The sequence below is a fragment of the Hymenobacter sp. APR13 genome (assembly GCF_000737515.1).
GTDB lineage: Bacteria > Bacteroidota > Bacteroidia > Cytophagales > Hymenobacteraceae > Hymenobacter.
This window is the reverse complement of sequence record NZ_CP006587.1, coordinates 2,330,544-2,347,287: the sequence shown is the minus strand read 5'-3', so window position 1 is coordinate 2,347,287 and position 16,744 is coordinate 2,330,544. Positions and strand designations below refer to the sequence as shown.

Annotated in this window: 16 protein-coding genes; 9 read left to right on the top strand and 7 right to left on the bottom strand. The window is 61.7% G+C overall.

Features of this window, described 5'->3' with window-relative positions; genetic code table 11:
- Window positions 1-114: 114 nt before the first annotated feature.
- Window positions 115-516, bottom strand: coding sequence for a hypothetical protein (locus N008_RS09795; protein ID WP_044015636.1), 402 nt, complete (start codon window positions 514-516; stop codon window positions 115-117).
- Window positions 517-657: 141 nt separating this feature from the next.
- Between N008_RS09795 and N008_RS09790 the strand changes: the two genes are divergently transcribed.
- Window positions 658-2,607 carry a WG repeat-containing protein gene (locus N008_RS09790; RefSeq protein WP_044015634.1) on the top strand — a complete coding sequence of 650 codons (1,950 nt, stop codon included), beginning with the start codon at window positions 658-660 and terminating at the stop codon, window positions 2,605-2,607.
- A gap of 11 nt (window positions 2,608-2,618) precedes the next feature.
- Here N008_RS09790 and N008_RS09785 read toward each other — a convergent pair whose 3' ends face one another.
- Window positions 2,619-3,014, bottom strand: coding sequence for a DUF6799 domain-containing protein (locus N008_RS09785; RefSeq protein WP_044015632.1), 396 nt, complete (start codon window positions 3,012-3,014; stop codon window positions 2,619-2,621).
- A 205-nt stretch (window positions 3,015-3,219) separates the two neighbouring features.
- On the opposite strand from N008_RS09785, the gene N008_RS21550 reads away from it, so the two are divergent.
- Complete coding sequence (locus N008_RS21550; RefSeq protein ID WP_156109186.1) at window positions 3,220-3,564, top strand: hypothetical protein; 345 nt, start codon at window positions 3,220-3,222, stop codon at window positions 3,562-3,564.
- Window positions 3,565-3,646: 82 nt separating this feature from the next.
- Here N008_RS21550 and N008_RS09770 read toward each other — a convergent pair whose 3' ends face one another.
- Complete coding sequence (locus N008_RS09770; protein WP_052381390.1) at window positions 3,647-5,224, bottom strand: hypothetical protein; 1,578 nt, start codon at window positions 5,222-5,224, stop codon at window positions 3,647-3,649.
- Between the two features lie 278 nt (window positions 5,225-5,502).
- Between N008_RS09770 and N008_RS09765 the strand changes: the two genes are divergently transcribed.
- The 4 genes from N008_RS09765 to N008_RS09750 all read left to right on the top strand — a co-directional run bounded on the left by N008_RS09765 (window position 5,503) and on the right by N008_RS09750 (window position 8,285).
- Window positions 5,503-6,288, top strand: a complete 786-nt coding sequence (locus tag N008_RS09765) for a hypothetical protein (RefSeq protein WP_044015630.1) — start codon at window positions 5,503-5,505, stop codon at window positions 6,286-6,288.
- Between the two features lie 130 nt (window positions 6,289-6,418).
- The gene (locus tag N008_RS09760) at window positions 6,419-6,637 is read left to right on the top strand and encodes a CsbD family protein (protein WP_044015628.1); all 219 of its coding nucleotides are present in this window, start codon (window positions 6,419-6,421) and stop codon (window positions 6,635-6,637) included.
- Window positions 6,638-6,791: 154 nt separating this feature from the next.
- A complete protein-coding gene (locus N008_RS09755) occupies window positions 6,792-7,382 on the top strand; it encodes a hypothetical protein (protein ID WP_052381389.1) in 591 nt (196 codons plus the stop codon).
- Window positions 7,383-7,454: 72 nt separating this feature from the next.
- Window positions 7,455-8,285, top strand: coding sequence for a DUF1206 domain-containing protein (locus tag N008_RS09750; protein WP_052381388.1), 831 nt, complete (start codon window positions 7,455-7,457; stop codon window positions 8,283-8,285).
- A gap of 199 nt (window positions 8,286-8,484) precedes the next feature.
- Here the strand turns inward: N008_RS09750 and N008_RS09745 are convergent, their stop codons facing one another.
- Window positions 8,485-9,696, bottom strand: a complete 1,212-nt coding sequence (locus tag N008_RS09745; RefSeq protein ID WP_044015626.1) for an NAD(P)-dependent oxidoreductase — start codon at window positions 9,694-9,696, stop codon at window positions 8,485-8,487.
- 304 nt (window positions 9,697-10,000) lie between these two features.
- Between N008_RS09745 and gcvP the strand changes: the two genes are divergently transcribed.
- Entirely contained in the window at window positions 10,001-12,925 is a 2,925-nt protein-coding gene (gene gcvP / locus N008_RS09740; RefSeq protein ID WP_044015624.1) for an aminomethyl-transferring glycine dehydrogenase, read from the top strand.
- 155 nt (window positions 12,926-13,080) lie between these two features.
- Here the strand turns inward: gcvP and N008_RS09735 are convergent, their stop codons facing one another.
- A complete protein-coding gene (locus N008_RS09735) occupies window positions 13,081-13,374 on the bottom strand; it encodes a hypothetical protein (protein ID WP_044015622.1) in 294 nt (97 codons plus the stop codon).
- Between the two features lie 212 nt (window positions 13,375-13,586).
- Here N008_RS09735 and N008_RS09730 point away from each other — a divergent pair, with 212 nt between their 5' ends.
- The gene (locus N008_RS09730) at window positions 13,587-14,207 is read left to right on the top strand and encodes a DUF4136 domain-containing protein (RefSeq protein ID WP_081910714.1); all 621 of its coding nucleotides are present in this window, start codon (window positions 13,587-13,589) and stop codon (window positions 14,205-14,207) included.
- A 97-nt stretch (window positions 14,208-14,304) separates the two neighbouring features.
- Here N008_RS09730 and lipA read toward each other — a convergent pair whose 3' ends face one another.
- Both lipA and N008_RS09720 read right to left on the bottom strand, forming a co-directional pair.
- Window positions 14,305-15,201, bottom strand: coding sequence for a lipoyl synthase (lipA, locus tag N008_RS09725; RefSeq protein WP_044018556.1), 897 nt, complete (start codon window positions 15,199-15,201; stop codon window positions 14,305-14,307).
- A gap of 153 nt (window positions 15,202-15,354) precedes the next feature.
- Window positions 15,355-16,155, bottom strand: coding sequence for a hypothetical protein (locus N008_RS09720; RefSeq protein WP_052381387.1), 801 nt, complete (start codon window positions 16,153-16,155; stop codon window positions 15,355-15,357).
- Window positions 16,156-16,282: 127 nt separating this feature from the next.
- Here N008_RS09720 and N008_RS09715 point away from each other — a divergent pair, with 127 nt between their 5' ends.
- Window positions 16,283-16,687: an OsmC family protein gene (locus tag N008_RS09715; protein ID WP_044015619.1), complete on the top strand. Its 405-nt coding sequence runs from the start codon at window positions 16,283-16,285 to the stop codon at window positions 16,685-16,687.
- The last annotated feature ends 57 nt before the right edge of the window (window positions 16,688-16,744 follow it).

Genomic DNA, 16,744 nt, shown 5'->3' with positions numbered 1-16,744 from the left:
CCACCACACAAGTAGCCCCGCCGGCTGCCACGCCCTTGCCTGTTACAAGCAGAGGCGTGGCGGCCGGCGGGGCTACTGTGCTTAGCAGAGTATGTGCCTGCGCGCCAGCGAAGCTTAGCGCGAAAGCGAAGACCCCATTTTGATGAGCACTTTGCCCAGATGCATGAGGGGGCCGGAGTAGCCGCCATTCGACTCCTCGGCTACCTTGGTGGTTTCGGCGCCGAGCGTGGCCAGCGTTTCGGCCAGATCGTGCGACTTGGTATCGGAGGCGGCAAGCTGTTCGCGCAAAGTGGCCAGCTCCTGAATTATTTTTGCCAGGCCAGGACGCTCTGAGGCTTTCAACACCTGCTCCCACCGCTCTATTTCAGCTAGGCCGTGCTGGTCGGGCTTGGCGGGCAGGCCGGCGTTGAGCAGCGTGAGCGTATCCTCCAGCAGGGCAGTGTTTTGCTGATCAGTAACCTCGAGCGGCACTGTAGGAATAGGGGTATTTTGGGGAGTGGAGGCCGTGGAATCCATGAGGGCAGAGTATGACTGACGAAAGAAAGTGGTTGTCTATACTTGCCCACCGCCGGAAAAGTTGAGCTACCCCACTACCATTGGCTGCGTAGAAGGCTGCCGGCCGGGTTGCCCGGCGGCCGGACCGCCGTTTCTTTCTCTATGCTCCACACCTACCTTCCGATTCCTTTCGCCGACGCCACCCGGCAGCAACAGTTCGATGATTTGCGGGCTGCTCTGCTGGCTGAAACCGGCGCCCCTGCTACGCTGCTGCTCGGAAATCTGGCCGTGGGTGCCGGCGAGGAAGTACTGGATGCCGTGCTTATCCGGCCGCACAGCATTGTGCTACTGCTGCTACTGCCGGGCGGCGGCGCGCTGCACATCCCCGACTTCGGCCATAGTGCCTGGCGGCTGGCGGGGCGCCCGCTCACCGGCTCGGCCGGCGCCGACAACCCTTTTCAACACTTCAGCCGGCAGAAGGAAGCGCTGGCGGCCTGGCTTCGGCCCCAGCTTCCACCGGAAGCCGCCAACCTCAACTTCATTGCCGGGCTAACGCTGTTTGAGCAGCCCCTAGTGCTTGGCCCCGAGGTAGAGGAACGCATGAGCAGCGTGCCCGCCAGCAGCAGCTTCCATCTGCTGCCTAACCCGGCCAACTGCACCCGACGACTGCGCCAGCTGGCCACCCCCGAAATCGACCTTACCCCGGCTGAAATCACGCAGCTAGCCCACGACCTCGGTCAGCATAATTCTGACAATCAACTACTTAAAACCCCCAGTCACACTACTAACACGGAGCCAGCCGAACACATAGCGCAGGCTGATGCTGATTCGGATGCCTCTGCCTCCCGGCACCTGCGGCCGGGCGCGGCCGGTCCGGCTTCATCCGAGGCAACGCAGCTCCGGCGGGCGGCGGGCTGGCTGTGGCGCTGGTTGGGCGCCGAGGATGTAACGGACCATGACGCCGACCAGCTGCCCAAAGACACCTACAGCACCGCCGCCCCGCAGGCCCAGAAAGAAGAGTTGGAGCGGCTGCGGGCCAGTATGCAGGCCGAACTGGGTGCTCAGCTGCAGGCCCTGGAAGCCCGCGAGAAAGAACGGGAGCACAGCATTGCCCAGCTGCGCCAACAGCTCACTACGGCGCCTCCCGTAACCGCCGAAGCCCAGTCGTTACAAGTACGCTTGGCCATTGAAAACCAGGAAAAGGAGCAGCTGGAGGCCGCCATGCGCGCCTCCCGCACCGATCTGGAAGAGCGCAACCACGCCCTGGATAGCCGCATCCGGCAGCTGGAAGGCCTGATGCAGCAGCTTCAGCAGGCACCTCCCGCTTCTGGGGGAAGCCAGCCGCAGGCAGCCCGCATTTCAAACCGGCAGGCCGGAGTGCGGCTGAGCTGGCCCCAGGCCAAACAACGGCTGCGGCAGTGGCAACGCTACAAAAAGCAGGCAACACTGGCCGGCGCCGGGCTGCTGGGCGCGGGCTTGGTGTGGTGGAGCGTGCGCGCCGCGACGGCCGGGCCGCCAGTGCCCTTTCAGGAAGGCAGCCGCTGGGGCTACCTCACCGCCCACGCCGATACGCTGGTGCCGGCCCGCTATACCTCGGCGGGCCCGTTTGAGGCCGAGCACCGGGCGGTGGTGGAGCAGGATGGGGTGTTTGGGTTTCTGGATGAAGGTGGCGAGGAAGTAGTGCCACCCGCCTACGATGCGCTGCAGTCGTATTCCGAGGGCTACGCTCGCGCCCGGATTGGCAAGCTGTACACGTTTCTGGATTTGCAGGGCCAGGAGTTCAACGCTTACTACTACGCCGCCCTGCCCTTCAGCGAGGGCAAAGCTGCCGTACTCGACCGCCGGGGCTGGTTCTATATCACCGGGCCCGAAGAGCAGCTCAAGGATCCGGTCATCTTTCAGGAAGCCTACCCGTTTCGGGAAGGCTTGGCCCGGGTGAAACGCCAAGGCCGCTACACCTTCATCACCCAAGACTACCTCGACGACCCCACCGAAGGGACCGAGCCGTTCGGCAGCTACGACAGCGCCGCCGACTTTGTAGAAGGCCGTGCCCGGGTAACCCAGCAGGGCCGCACGTTTTACATCGACACCGATGCCGACGAAGTGAAGTAGGGAGCCGTGGGCTAGTCGTCGTGCTTTTTGCCTTTGCGCTTCTTGTGGTGGCCTTTCCCGCGCCCTCCTGCCCACTTGGCCCAGCCTGGCTGGCCCTGCACGTACACCGGTCCGCGGCCTGCCGCGGCAGAGTTGGCCACGGGCTGCAGCACTACCCGGTTGGCCTGGTTGGCGGTAGTGGTGGGCTGGCCACTTAGGTCGCAGCCACTGCCATTGCGCAGTTCGGTACGGCGGCCATCGGCGGCTACCAAAAACCCGTCGGGCGTGACGGTGCGGCCGTTGGGCAGGTGCACCTCGTGGGCCATGGGCCTGGGCTGGCCGTTGCGCAGCACATACATGGTTCCGTCGCGGCGAAGAAATCCATCATTGGTTTGGGCCCAGCTTACCACGGGCAGCGCAAGCAGCATCCCGAGTGAAACGGGCAAAAAACATTTCATCAATTCACGTAATTAAACCAGACAAACGAGGCTCCGCTTACGGACAACAAACGGTAAGCGTTGGAACGACAACAATTGCCAGTACCCGCCCATTTAGCGTGGGTTACCTCTGAAGCAGAGCGCTATTAAGGGATGTTCAGTTAATTTCCATACTCAACTTCTTCTTGCCATGAAAATGTCGTTCAAAGCCCTGTTCGTTGCCACTGCCGTTGCCTTCGCTGCTACCTCCTGCACCCAGGAAGGCAAAGAGAATGCCGATGCTGCTGCCGAAAACACCGAAGCCGCTGCCGAAAACGTAGGCGACGCCGCCGCCGCTGAAGCCACTAACGCGGCCAACGCCACGGAGGCCGCCGCCAACAACGCCGCCAACTCCACGGAAGCTGCTGCCAACAACGCTGGCAACGCCATCGAAAATGCTGCCGATAAAACGGCTGCCGCTACTGAAAACGCCGCTAACAAAGCCGCTGCCGAAACCAAGGAAGCAGCTGCCGAAGTAGAGCGCGAAACCCGCAGCAACTAATTACTGGTCGGTACTCAGTTCTCGCCTAAAAGCAAATGGCCCCTTTCTTTCCGTTTCACGGATTGAAAGGGGCCATTTGCTTTTAGGCGGGCGAACCGCTGGCCGTGGCTAACTGGGCCTCGGGTGCCGGCGAACTGCTGCCGGCCAGTTCCAGCAGCACTGTGTAGTAGGGCCGGCCCTGGGTGCGGGCGTACAGCCAGCTATAGAAGCTCAAGGCCTGCAAATCTTCCTGTTCCAGGGGCGCGAAGGGCGGCAACTGACTTACCCGCTCAGCAAAGCCCGGCCGACGGGCCTCCGCCGGGTCTTCGATGATGTCGCGCACCAGACTCAGGTAGCGTAGCACCGCCACGTAGCCCTCGCCATCGGCGCTGAACCGCTCCCGCAGCACCCGCTCGATGGCGCGCAGGCGGTTGAGAGCCAGGTCGGGGTTACCGAGCTCGAACTGCACCAGCATTTCGCCCATGCTCTTGTTGAGCATCCACTCCAGGCCCATTTCCTGCTCGCACCAATGGTCGGAGCGGCCGATGCTGATGAGCGTCTGGTTGGCTTTGGCGAACTGGCTTTCGGCGAAATAATGGAAGGCCAGCCCGAGACGGGCCGTCATTTCGTCGCGCGGGGACAGCACGGCGGCGGGCTGGCGCAGCACCTGCTCCAGCAGCCGGATGCTTTCGGCGTTGCGGTGCAGGAAGGCGTTGTTGGCGGCCAGCAGAAACGTGTAGCGCGGCAGCCAGGCGGCCTGGTAGGCCTGCGCGCCGCCCTCGCTCAACACACTGCGCAGCTGCTCCAGATACGCCACCGACTCCTGAAACTTGCGGGTGCGGTACAGGGCATGAGCCACCATGTAGAGCAGCCCCAGCTGGTAGTAGCGGTGGGCGGGCAAGAAGCCGTGGCGCTTCTCCATGAGGTGGTAGCAGCGGCGCACAAACGGCGCAAACGACACAAAGTCGCGGCGCACAAGCATGGCGCTACGGGCAATGGACATGAGCCGGTAGAGCACGGCCGGGCGCCGCGCAAAGGCTTCCTGCAGGTCGTATTCGCGCAGCACATCCTGCAGAATACCGTCGAAGGCCTCGCCGGCGCGGCCCTTCACGCGGGCCTGGCGCAGGCGCTGCCGGATCAGGCTGTCGGCAATGTTGGCGCGCTCCTCTTCGTCGGCGGCTTTCTTGTTGATGCGGTGCCGCCGGATGATGTCGGCCAGGTCGTCGGCGTATTCGCTGCCGGCCTGGGCAATCTGCAGCGAGTACACGGTATTGAGCAGTTCGTACTGCTCGTTGTCGTGGGCCAGCTTTTCGGCTTTGCGCAGCACCGACCAGCCCAGGCGCGGCACCCCGGCCTCGAACAGGTACTGGGCCAGCGTGAGCAGCCCGCGCACCGAAGACGCCGCCGTGGGGTCCTGCTGGCGCTGGCGCAGCAGCAGGTAGTCGGTGAGGTGGCGGAGCAGGCGCTTGCGCAGGGCGTAGTAGGCTACGGCGTTGGGCTCATCGGGGTAGAGCTTGGCCAGCAGCTGCGGGGTGGTGTAGGGCTTGGCGTGCAGCAGCAGCTCGCACAGACGCAAATCCATGCGGCCCTTGGGCTTGCGCTTCTGCCGCTGGATGAACTGCAGAAACTCCTTGCGGTCGGTGGGCGAAAAGGTAGCCAGGGTGGTACGAAGGTCGTCCATGACGGAATACAGGCGAAGCAGAATAGCGGGCGGCTGTCCGGCCCTTCCGGCCCGGATCAACCCTAAAATCAACCACCTAAAGAAAGCGCCTTTCTGCCCGAAAACCAACTCTGAAAGCGAGATTGAAAAATCCTGCCAGCAGAGTGTCAAGCAATTGAAATACAGATGCTTAAATAGATAACCAACAGAAGATCAACGTCTGATAAAACCAAAAGCTGGTAGCCGTCGGGGCCGATGGGAGCGGCATCTTCACCCCACACTCTTTTACTGCTGCTGCTATGCTTCGTCTGCTACTCGTTTCCACTGGCCTGCTGCTGGCCGCCACCGTCGCGCACGCCCAGGACTTGCTCGTTAAGCACAACACCGAAGAAATCCAGGTGAAAGTGGTGGAGGTCACGCCCACCGACGTCCGGTTCCGGCGCACCGACAACCCCGACGGCCCGCTCTATATCGTGCGCAAAGCCGAGGTACGCCTGATCCGCTACGCCAACGGCACCCAGGACGAGTTTGGGCCGGCGGCACCCACTACCAGCGCGCCCCTGCCCATATCGGGTTTTGTGCCCGCCGGTACGGTTCCGGCCAAGCCGCCTACGCCGCCCGGTCCTGTGGTACCCGGCGACGAGGAGCCGGCCGGCGGCGTGGTGTATCTGGGTGGCCCCCGCATTGGGGCTACCGTGCTGACGGGTGGCGTGGTGAACAAGGCGCGCGAGTCGGTGCCGGGCCTCAACCCATTTCTCACGCAGTTCGGGTGGCAGTTTGAAACCCGCATTTTCCGGCTGGCGAATGGCACCGCCGGCCTGTTTGAGTTTGTGCCGCTGCTGGGCGGGCTGGAGCAGGGCAAGTTCATTCCGAGCCTGAACGCGCTGTTCGGCATTCGGGGGCCGAAGGGCCTGGAGTTCGGCCTCGGCCCCAACCTGACGCCGGTAAGTGCCAGCGTGGCGCTGGCGGTGGGCACCTCGTTCCGGTACGACGGCGTCAATTTCCCGGTGAACCTGGCCGTCGTGCCCGGCAATGGTGGGGCCCGCATTAGCCTGCTGATGGGCTTCAACGCCCGACACCGATAGGCACCCGAGCACTTTGCCGGCAGCTACCAGCTACCGGGCTGACCGCCGGCGAGTAAAATTGTGGCATTATCAACCCTGCCTGCCTGCCCGCGTATAGCTGTCTATCTTTCCCACTCTAACCTCTACGAACATGGACGCTAATAACAACGGCATCGACGACAGCACCGAACTGCGCGCACGCGGCAACTGGAACGAAATCAAAGGCCAGGCCAAGCAGAAATGGGGCAGCCTCACCGACGACGATCTGGACTACGAAGAAGGCAAGCAGGACGAATGGTTCGGCCGTCTGCAGCATAAAACCGGTGAGACCATCGACGACATCAAGCACTGGTTCCAGCGTACGTTTTAGTACCAGCCACATACCCAAAAACGACACGCCCCGGGCCGCAAGACCTGGGGCGTTTTGTTAGCAGACCATTAAGCACAACAGTGAATTCTCATAAATATTATTTATTTAGTAATAATATTTCTATATTTAGTCATGCAAGCCCCACCCTTATGCTATGCGTATAGCTGCTGAAGAACTGCGCACTCTGGGCAACACAGCCTTGCTGAAACAGGACAAAACAGCTTTTTTCTGTTCGCGGGACTATCCTGCGTCCATAGAGTACCTCACCTATGTCTGGGCGCTGGAGCAGCGCTACGAACAGAACTGCGTGCTCTCAGGCTTCCATTCCCGGCTGGAACAGTCGGTATTCCGGTATCTGTTGCAGGGGCCGCAGCAGCCTATCATTTATGCGTTGGGCCGGGGCATCCAGCAGAATGTGCGCATGGAATACGGCCCTGAGATTCAAGCAAACCGCCTCTTGTTCGTTTCGCCGTTTGAAACCAACGTGCGCCAGATAACCGAGGAGACTGCCGAAATCCGCAACCTGCTTATTGCCGACCTCGCCGACGACTTCTTTATCCCGTACCTGCAGCCCGGCGGCAAAATCGACCGACTCCTTACGCAGCCAGCCATGCAGGGCAAAACCGTTTACACCCTGAACATTCCGATTAACAAGCGGCTGCTACAACAGGGGGCGCAGCCCTGGCGGCCTTTGGGGGCACTGGGCCATCATCTGCCTCCCCCCTACCGGCCCACTCTGCGTTAGCTAGCCGGAGCCCGACCGAACGACACCTGCATTTTCGCGTACAGGGCGAGTGCCCCCTAACCATCGCAATGCATGAACCTTTCCGACAACCTCACTGCCGCAGTGCCCACTTCTCCTTCCTCCGGCATCCGGGCACTGGCCCGCTTTGGCTTCGCGGCTAAAGGCACTGTGTACCTGCTTATGGGCATACTGGCGCTATTGGCCGCCACCGGCCAGCAGGGCGGCCAGACAGCCGACAAGAAGCAAGCGGTGCTGACGCTGCAGAACCTGCCCGGCGGCCCGGTGCTACTAGGCCTAACTGCCTTCGGGTTGCTAGGCTACATTGTGTGGCGCTTCACCCAGGCCATCGTTGATACCGAAAGCAAGGGCGGCGACGCCAAGGGAATTGGCCGGCGCATCGGGTTTGCGGCCAGCGGACTGCTGTACGCCAGCTTGGCCTGGTACGCGGCCAAGCTGGCCATGAACAGCTCGGCCAGCGCCGGCGGCAACACCCAGCAAACCCTCACCGCCCGCGTGCTGGGCTGGCCCGGCGGCGACTGGATCATCATCCTGGTCGGCGTCGCCATCATCGGCGGCGGCATCTACCAGATCTATAAAGCCTACTCGGGCAAGTTCCACAAGGACGTGAACAGCTCCGACATCCCCGGCGGCCAGCAGAACACGGTGTACCGCCTGGGCCAGCTGGGCTACACGGCCCGGGGCGTGGTGATGGCCATTATCGGCTACTTCTTCGTGCAGGCCGGCCGCCAGTCGCGCGCCGCCGCCGTGGGCAGCACCGACGAAGCCTTCGACTTCTTGGCCACCATGGGCCCGGTGGTGCTCGGTATTGTGGCGCTGGGTTTGATGGCCTACGGCCTCTACATGCTGGTACAAGCCAAATACCCCGTGCTGCGGCGGATTTAGTTAGTTGTTGGTTGCTAGTTGTCAGTTGCAAGGCAGCCTACAACCGACAAGATGAAAAGCCCCGCCGGGGCGACCCTCTAGAATGGTAGGGTCGCCCCGGCGGGGCTTTTCGCATGGTCAGCACTAGCAGTTCTATTAGCAGGCCCCCGCATATAAGGAATCTATTGGCTTCAAAGACGCCCAACTAACAACTAAATCCCTACTCTACGTAGTCCTGCAGGTACTGGTACCGCTCGGTGAGCTGGCCGTGGCGGGCAATGGTGGCGCGCTCGATAACGGCGTCGGTACCTTCGTGGACGAGGTGGGGCAGCACGTTGTCGAGGAGCTGGCGGCCAAAATCGCGGGAGGCGTTGCGGGGCAGCTCGCAGGGCAGGTTGTCCACGGCCATGATGGTGAGGTTGCCGGGCCGCGAGTAGGCCGGCTCCAACTCCCCGGTCTGGCAGTTGTAGTCGAAGGCGGGCTCCTGGATGGTGCTGCTGCGCTTGGTAACGGGAATGGAGCCGTCCACGTCGCAGGTCACGTCGGCAATGGTATCAATGCGGAAGTGGGCGCGGCAGGTGTCGGCTTCCTCGAACAGGCGCGGGGCGGACGGGTGCCAGTAGGCGCAGGCGATGAGCAGATTGGTCACGGGCAAAAAGTTGCGGAACGTGCTTTCGTACTCCTGCGGGTTGCGGTGAAAATCGGGCGTATCCCAGACACGGCCGTCGCGGCGGCGGTTGTAATCGGAGCTGCGCAGCTGGGTGTACACCGGCTCGTTGAAATCGAGGTAGAGGTAGTCGTACACACTCACGCGCCGGATGCCCATCAGGTTCAGCACCTCCACCGCGCCCTGCGCCACCCGGCCCGAGCCCGTTATGGCCATCTTGATGGGCGGCAGCTTCTTCACCTTGAAGAACTCCTCCTGCATGTCTTCCATGTCGAGGCACTCGTAGGCCGGCTTCAGCTCGTAGAGGCCGTGCTTGCGGCCGTAGGTGAGCAGGCCGTTGTAGGCCCCCACAATGCCGGCCCAGCGCCCGAAAGCCACAATTCGCTCCCCATTTTCGTTGGTGAGCAGCTCGTAGTCAATCAGGGTGATGTTCTTGGCCAGCACCTGCCGCAGCAGCTCGCGGTTGGCGGGCTGCTTTTTCACGGTGTGCGAGAAGAACAGGTAGGTCTTGTTGGGGATGAGCTGCCCTACGGGTACCTCCTTCACGCCCATCAGAATGTCGCAGTCCGAAACGTCGGGGCGCACTTCGATGCCGGCGGCGCGGTACTCGTCGTCGGTGAAGCAGCGGATGGGGCTTTCCTGGGCTACAATCTGCAGGCCGGGAAAGCGGGCTTCGGCCTCGGTGCATTTTTTGGGCGTGAGCGGCACGCGTTTGTCGGGCGGGGTTTTGCCTTCGCGGATCAGGCCAATGGTGATAGGACGCATACGGGGTGGGAATGGGAAGTTCGGGGGCTAAATCTGCGGAAAATTGTTGACCTGTCGCTCCCGGGCACATCACGCGTCTGTCATCCTGAGCGGAGCGAAGGACCTGCTCACGCTCGGGATTCTCTTGGATCTAAGACGTTCCGGTGTGAGAAGGTCCTTCGCTCCGCTCAGGATGACAGATAGGTTACCGGTTGAAATGCCCAAACATTTGCCCGTTTATCGGTTTAAGGGTGAAGCCTTTTCGCGCTACCTTTGTCAGGGGGCCTACCGCCCTCTTTCCGTTGCCACCCTCATATTCTCCTTTATGTTGCTGAAGACCAAGCCCGCCGATGTGTTCGTGGACCGTCACAACGGCCCCGACGAAGCTGCCGTAGCCGAGATGCTGCGCGTTATCGGCGTGGAGTCGATTGACCAGCTCATCGACGAAACCGTGCCGGCCGCCATCCGCCTCAAGAAGCCGCTGAACCTGCCCGCTGCCCTCACGGAGCGGGCTTTTTTGGCGAAGTTCAAGGGCATTGCCGGCAAGAATAAGCTGTTCAAAAACTATATCGGCCTGGGCTACCACGATACCCAGCTGCCGGCCGTTATTCAGCGCAACATTCTGGAAAATCCGGGCTGGTACACCGCCTACACGCCCTACCAGGCCGAAATTGCCCAGGGCCGCCTCGAAGCCCTGATCAATTATCAGACGATGATAATTGACCTCACGGGCCTGGAAATTGCCAACGCCTCCCTGCTCGACGAAGGAACCGCCGCCGCCGAAACGCTGCACATGTTCCACTCCTTGAGCAAGAAGAAAAACGCCACCCGCTACTTCGTGTCGGAGCAGGTGCTGCCCCAGACCATTGACGTGCTGCGCACCCGCGCCACGCCTATTGGTATTGAGCTGGTAGTAGGCGACCACCGCACCGCCGACCTCACCGACGAAACCCTGTTCGGGGCCATCCTGCAGTATCCCGCCGCCGACGGCGCCGTGTACGACTACACCGACTTCATCTCGAAAGCCCACGACAACAACCTGTTCGTGACCGTGGCCGCCGATTTGCTGTCCCTGACGCTGCTCACGCCTCCCGGCGAGATGGGCGCCGACGCCGTGGTGGGCAACTCCCAGCGCTTCGGGGTGCCGATGGGCTACGGCGGCCCCCACGCCGGCTTCCTGGCCACCAAAGACGCCTTTAAGCGCGTGATTCCCGGCCGCATCATCGGCCAGAGCATCGACGCGGCTGGCAACAAGGCCTACCGCATGGCCCTGCAGACCCGCGAGCAGCACATCCGCCGCGAAAAAGCCACCAGTAACATCTGCACCGCCCAGGTGCTGCTGAGCGTGCTGGCCGGCATGTACGCCGTGTACCACGGCCCGCAGCGCATCCGCCAGTTTGCCAGCAACGTCCACGCCCTCACCCGCACTCTCGATACCGAGCTGCACGCGCTGGGCCTGGAGCAGGCCAACGAGTTCTACTTCGATACCCTCGATATCCAGCTGGAAAGCAAGGAGCTGCAGAACGCCATCCGGCAGGAAGCGGAGTCGGCGGGCATCAACTTCCGCTATTTCGAGCAGGACGGCACGGCCCGCGTGGGCATCTCGCTCAACCAGAACACTGAATTGGAGGATGTGCAGGACATCGTGGCCGTGTTCAGCAAAGTGCTGGGCCGCGACGTGCGCCAGGTAGCCCAGGCCGATGAGGTGGAGGTAACCTGGACCGACAACCTGATCCGCAAGAGCGAGTACCTCACGCACCCCATCTTCAACTCGCACCACTCCGAGCACGAGATGCTGCGCTACATGAAGCAGCTCGAAAACAAGGATTTGAGCCTTGCTCACTCCATGATTTCGCTCGGCTCGTGCACCATGAAGCTCAACGCCACCGCCGAGATGATTCCGGTGACCTGGCCCGAAATCGGGGGCTTGCACCCCTTCGCCCCGCGCGAACAGGCCGCCGGCTACACCGAAATCTTCCACGACCTGGAGAAGTGGCTGTGTGAGGTAACCGGCTTCGACGCCGTTTCCTTGCAGCCCAACTCGGGCGCGCAGGGCGAGTACGCCGGCCTGCTGGCCATCAAAGGCTACCACGATGCCCGCGGCGACCACCACCGCAACGTGGCCCTGATTCCGGCTTCGGCGCACGGTACCAACCCCGCCTCGGCCGTGATGGCCGGCATGACGGTGGTCGTGGTGAAAAGCACCGAGGAAGGCAACATCGACGTGGCCGACCTGAAGGCCAAGGCCGAGCAGTACGCCGACCGCCTGAGCTGCCTGATGGTGACCTACCCGAGCACCCACGGCGTGTACGAGGAAACCATCATCGACATCTGCGCCACCATTCACCAGCACGGTGGCCGCGTGTATATGGACGGGGCCAACATGAACGCCCAAGTGGGCCTCACCTCGCCCGCCACCATCGGGGCCGATGTGTGCCACCTGAACCTGCACAAAACCTTCTGCATCCCGCACGGCGGCGGCGGACCCGGCGTAGGCCCCATCGGCGTAGTGGCCGATTTGGCTCCTTACCTGTCGGGCCACGTATTGGTAGACGCCGACGGCCGCAAGGCCGGCGCGGTTACCTCCGCGCCCTGGGGCTCGGCCAGCATCCTGCCGATTTCCTACGCCTACATCAACATGATGGGCGGCGAAGGACTGACGCAGGCCACGCGCATTGCCATCCTGAATGCCAACTACATCAAGGCCCGTCTGGAAGAGCACTACCCCGTGCTTTACACCGGCTCGAACGGACGCTGCGCCCACGAGATGATTCTGGAATGCCGCCACTTCAAAAAGGCTGGCATCGAGGTGGAAGACATTGCCAAGCGCCTGATGGACTACGGTTTCCACGCGCCCACGGTGAGCTTCCCGGTAGCCGGTACGCTGATGATTGAGCCTACCGAATCGGAAAGCAAGGAGGAGCTGGACCGCTTCATTGAGGCCATGATCAGCATCCGGAAGGAAATTGCGGAGGTGGAAGCCGGCAACGCCGATGCCAAGGATAACGTGCTCAAGCACGCCCCGCACACCGCCGCCACTGTATTGGTGCACGACTGGGAGCGTCCTTACTCCCGCGAGCAGGCCGTGTACCCCACTGAGTACGCCCGCAGCTACAAGTTCTGGCCCACCGTGTCCCGCATTGACTCGGCCTACGGCGACCGGAACCTGATCTGCTCCTGCACTCCCATCGAGCAATACACCGACGCCGAAGAGAAGCTGGTCGAAACCGACAAAGGCCCGTCGTATTAGGGCTTAGGGCTTAGGGCTTAGGGCTTAGGGCTTAGGGCTTAGGGCTTAGGGCTTAGGATGTATGAAAGAGGCCCCGCCGGGTTACGGCGGGGCCTCTTTTCTTTCGGTTTTCTTCGTTCCCCGGCTCCAGTCCCTAAGCCCTAGGCCCTAAAAACCTACTGTTTGCCGAAGCAGCTGCGGTACATGTAGCCGTTAAGCACCTGGCCGTCTTTCATGACGCGGGCCTTTACAAAGTAGACGTCTACCGTGTCCGTGATTTGCACCTGCGTATCGGCGCCGAGACTGGTGAGCTGGGCCGACTGCTTGGTCATGCCGTCGTAGAGGATGCATTCCACGATGGTATTAGCTTGGGAGGCGCTGGCGGTACGGGAGCTGCCGGTGTCTTCCTTGGCGGCGGTGCAGGCAGCCAGGCCTAGTAGAGAGAGCAGAAATAAGGCGGTTTTGTTCATGGCGGAATAATAGGATTGGGGTAAGATATATACATTCAGAAGTAAAAGAGAATTTTCCTTGAATAATTTTACTCCAGACAGGTAACGCAGGCAAAACCGGGAACGATGAATGGGCGTAGGACGTTAAAAACTCAGAACGGCAAAACTCTGTGCAGGCTATAAATTGCCCGGTTTTGGCCCCGCTTCTCTCCCCATCCTTTTTGTTTTTCTCCATGTCTCATATCACTCGTTTTTTCCGCCGTCCGGTGGCTATGCTGGCCCTGGGCTCGGCGCTGGTGCTGGGCGTTTCGGGCTGCGCTACCTCGTCGCGGGTGGGCGTCACGTCCGACTACGACCACTCCGTCAACTTCCGGGCTTACAAAACTTGGTCGTGGTACCCCACGCAGACCAAAGACACCGAAGGCGGCCCGGCTCAGGGCTACCAGTCGTTTCTGGATAAGCGCATTCGTACGGCCGTGGAGCGCGAAATGACCGCCAAAGGCCTGACCTACGCCGAAACCTCGCCCGACCTGTACATTGCGTATTCGGCTAAGGTAGAGGACAAGCAGCAGGCCAATTACAGCGGCTTGGGCCCCTATGGCTACCCGTATGGCTATGGCTACTACGGCGGCGGCCTTTACGGCCGGGGCAACGGCTACATCACCAACTACAAAGCCGGCACCGTCATCATCGACTTTGTGGATGTGCGCCGCAAGGAGCTGGCGTGGCGCGGTCAGGGCCAGGCCCAGGTAGACAAGCAGACTATTTCGGAGCCCGAAGTGTACCGCATTGTCAACAGCATACTGGGCACCTACCCGCCGCAGGGCCCCGAAGGCCCCAACGCCAGTCGCTAAGCGCTGCTCATCCTTATTAAATAGAAAAAAAGCCCTTCCTGATCAGGAAGGGCTTTTTTTTTATATCGTCGATCCGTAACGCGCAGACTCTACTTGATTAGTTGATGGGCACGTTTACGTGGCGCTCGGCGTGGTAGGAGCTACGCACCAGCGGGCCGCTTTCCACGTACTTCAGGCCGCGGGCCAGGCCTTCTTCGCGGTAGTGCGCAAACACGTCGGGGTGGATGAACTCGGCTACTTCGAGGTGGCGCTTGGTGGGCTGCAGGTACTGACCCAGCGTGAGGATGTGCAGGCCGTTGGCGGCGAGGTCGTCCATGGCTTTGTACATCTCGTCGCGGGTTTCGCCCAGGCCCAGCATGATGCCCGACTTGGTGCGCTTGCCGGCTTCGTAGGTGCGCCGGATCTGCTCCAGGCTGCGTTCGTACTTAGCCTGCGGGCGCACCAGCCGGTAGAGGCTGCCCACGGTTTCCATGTTGTGCGACACCACTTCCTGGCCGCCGGCAATCATGGTATCCAGCGCGTCCCAGTTAGCCTTCACGTCCGGAATCAGGGTTTCGATGGTGGTTTCGGGCGAGAGGCGCTTGGTTTGCACCACGGTTTCGTACCAGATGCTGGCCCCGCGGTCCTTGAGCTCGTCGCGGTTGACGGAGGTCAGCACAGCGTGCTTCACGCCCATCAGCTGAATGGCTTCGGCCACGCGGCGCGGCTCGTCGGTGTCGTACTCGCTGGGGCGGCCGGTGGCCACGGCGCAGAACGAGCACGAGCGGGTGCAGATGTTGCCCAGGATCATGAAGGTGGCCGTGCCGGCACCCCAGCACTCACCCATGTTGGGGCAGTTGCCGCTTTCGCAGATGGTGTGCAGCTTGTGCTCGTCCACGAGACGGCGCACGGCAGCATATTCGGGGCCCACCGGGAGCTTCACCCGCAACCAGTCGGGCTTGCGTGGCTTGGCCGGAGCAGCGGCTTCGGGCTGAATGATCGGTAAGGTCAGCAGCAAATCTTCCATGCTGTAAAGGTACTAGGTTTGATCTTGGGGAAATACAGAATCCGCTTCTGGTAAAAGCCGGAGGTGAGACTTTTGTTCGGGTGGCACGCCACGCAAACCCAAGTCTCACCTCCAGTAACTGCCTGCTGCAGGCGGCCCCCGTCAGCTGCGCGAGCCCAGATAGATGGTGAGGTACACCGACGGATAGAAGCGGTTATTGATACTGGAGTCGTCGATGTCGGCCGAAGGCAGCGTGCTCAGAATGATAGGGCGCTTGCCGTAAGCTTCCAGCAGAAAACCGGTTTCGATGCCCGCCACGGCGTCGCGGTAGCGGCCGTACTCGAAGCTGAGCGCGGCCCGAACGTGGGCTCCCAGCAGCGGCTTCAGCTCGTTGATGCCCGAAAAGAGCGGGGCCCGGTCGAGCACCAGGTTGAGGTTGCCGTGCTGGCGCGGGTCGTAGGCTTCGGCCCGAATGTCGTCGGGACCGGTGGGGTTGCCGTTGGTGTCGCGCGGGGTGTAGTCGTAGTAGATGTAGTAAGGCATCTGCAGTCCGATGGACGGACCGGCGCCAAACAGCGCATTCACCTGCACCCCCGCTTCCGGCGCCTTGCGGAAAATCACGCGCTGCATACCGATGGTAGGCCGCAACACGTACAAGAAGTTGGCTTTGTCGCGTACGAAGGACCCGCCGTTGTAGCTGGCCAAGCGGCGCTCCTTGGGGTGTTTCACTTCCACACCCTCAATGCTCCAGTAGCGCGACCATTTCTCGTTGAGCACATGGCTGGAGCGCACCGAAACGCCGCCAATCAGGCCGCCTTTGGTATTGAAGTTGATGCCGTAGACAAACTCCTTGCGGTACGAAGGGTCGTCGTTGGGGGCAGCGGCAGGCGCCTTCTGCGCCCACACCGCCGCCGGAGCGGCGGCAGCCAGCAGGGTAGCGGCCAGAGTAAGTACGTGTCGCACGGGGCGCAGAAAGGCTAGAGAGTGAAAAGAACTGAACCGTAAGGGCCGCCCGGCGGCTACCCTGTCGAAAGTACGTAAATTTGCAGGTATCATGCTGGTAACCGGCTAACCTTCCAAATCATTCCGTATGAGCACCGCCACCGCCCGCTACGCCGGCAATCTGCGCACCGAAGCCACCCACACGGCCTCCGGCAGCACCATTCTCACCGACGCGCCCGTCGACAACCACGGCCGCGGCGAGGCGTTTTCGCCCACCGACCTGGTAAGTGCCGCGCTGGGCTCGTGCATGATGACCATCATGGGCATCGTGGCGGAGCGGCAAGGCCTGGACCTGACCGGCGTGACCTACGACGTGACCAAGCACATGGCCGCCGAGCCCCGCCGCATCCGGCAGATCGACGTGCTTTTCCGGCTGCCGGCTACGCTCAGCGAAAAGGAGCGTACCATCCTCGAAAATGCCGCCCGCACCTGTCCGGTAGCGCTAAGTCTCAACCCTGAAATCGAACAGGATGTTCAGTTTCAGTATGCCTGATTGAGTGGTCTGCCGCCAGACTCATTTTCAACAAGAACGCCATGCTTCACATTGTGC

What these genes read in the sequence shown, in the direction of transcription:
- N008_RS09795 (WP_044015636.1), bottom strand. Translation starts at nt 516, where the DNA reads ATGGATTCCACGGCCTCCACTCCCCAAAATACCCCTATTCCTACAGTG.
- N008_RS09790 (WP_044015634.1), top strand. Translation starts at nt 658, where the DNA reads ATGCTCCACACCTACCTTCCGATTCCTTTCGCCGACGCCACCCGGCAG.
- N008_RS09785 (WP_044015632.1), bottom strand. Translation starts at nt 3,014, where the DNA reads ATGCTGCTTGCGCTGCCCGTGGTAAGCTGGGCCCAAACCAATGATGGA.
- N008_RS21550 (WP_156109186.1), top strand. Translation starts at nt 3,220, where the DNA reads ATGTCGTTCAAAGCCCTGTTCGTTGCCACTGCCGTTGCCTTCGCTGCT.
- N008_RS09770 (WP_052381390.1), bottom strand. Translation starts at nt 5,224, where the DNA reads ATGGACGACCTTCGTACCACCCTGGCTACCTTTTCGCCCACCGACCGC.
- N008_RS09765 (WP_044015630.1), top strand. Translation starts at nt 5,503, where the DNA reads ATGCTTCGTCTGCTACTCGTTTCCACTGGCCTGCTGCTGGCCGCCACC.
- N008_RS09760 (WP_044015628.1), top strand. Translation starts at nt 6,419, where the DNA reads ATGGACGCTAATAACAACGGCATCGACGACAGCACCGAACTGCGCGCA.
- N008_RS09755 (WP_052381389.1), top strand. Translation starts at nt 6,792, where the DNA reads ATGCGTATAGCTGCTGAAGAACTGCGCACTCTGGGCAACACAGCCTTG.
- N008_RS09750 (WP_052381388.1), top strand. Translation starts at nt 7,455, where the DNA reads ATGAACCTTTCCGACAACCTCACTGCCGCAGTGCCCACTTCTCCTTCC.
- N008_RS09745 (WP_044015626.1), bottom strand. Translation starts at nt 9,696, where the DNA reads ATGCGTCCTATCACCATTGGCCTGATCCGCGAAGGCAAAACCCCGCCC.
- gcvP (WP_044015624.1), top strand. Translation starts at nt 10,001, where the DNA reads ATGTTGCTGAAGACCAAGCCCGCCGATGTGTTCGTGGACCGTCACAAC.
- N008_RS09735 (WP_044015622.1), bottom strand. Translation starts at nt 13,374, where the DNA reads ATGAACAAAACCGCCTTATTTCTGCTCTCTCTACTAGGCCTGGCTGCC.
- N008_RS09730 (WP_081910714.1), top strand. Translation starts at nt 13,587, where the DNA reads ATGTCTCATATCACTCGTTTTTTCCGCCGTCCGGTGGCTATGCTGGCC.
- N008_RS09715 (WP_044015619.1), top strand. Translation starts at nt 16,283, where the DNA reads ATGAGCACCGCCACCGCCCGCTACGCCGGCAATCTGCGCACCGAAGCC.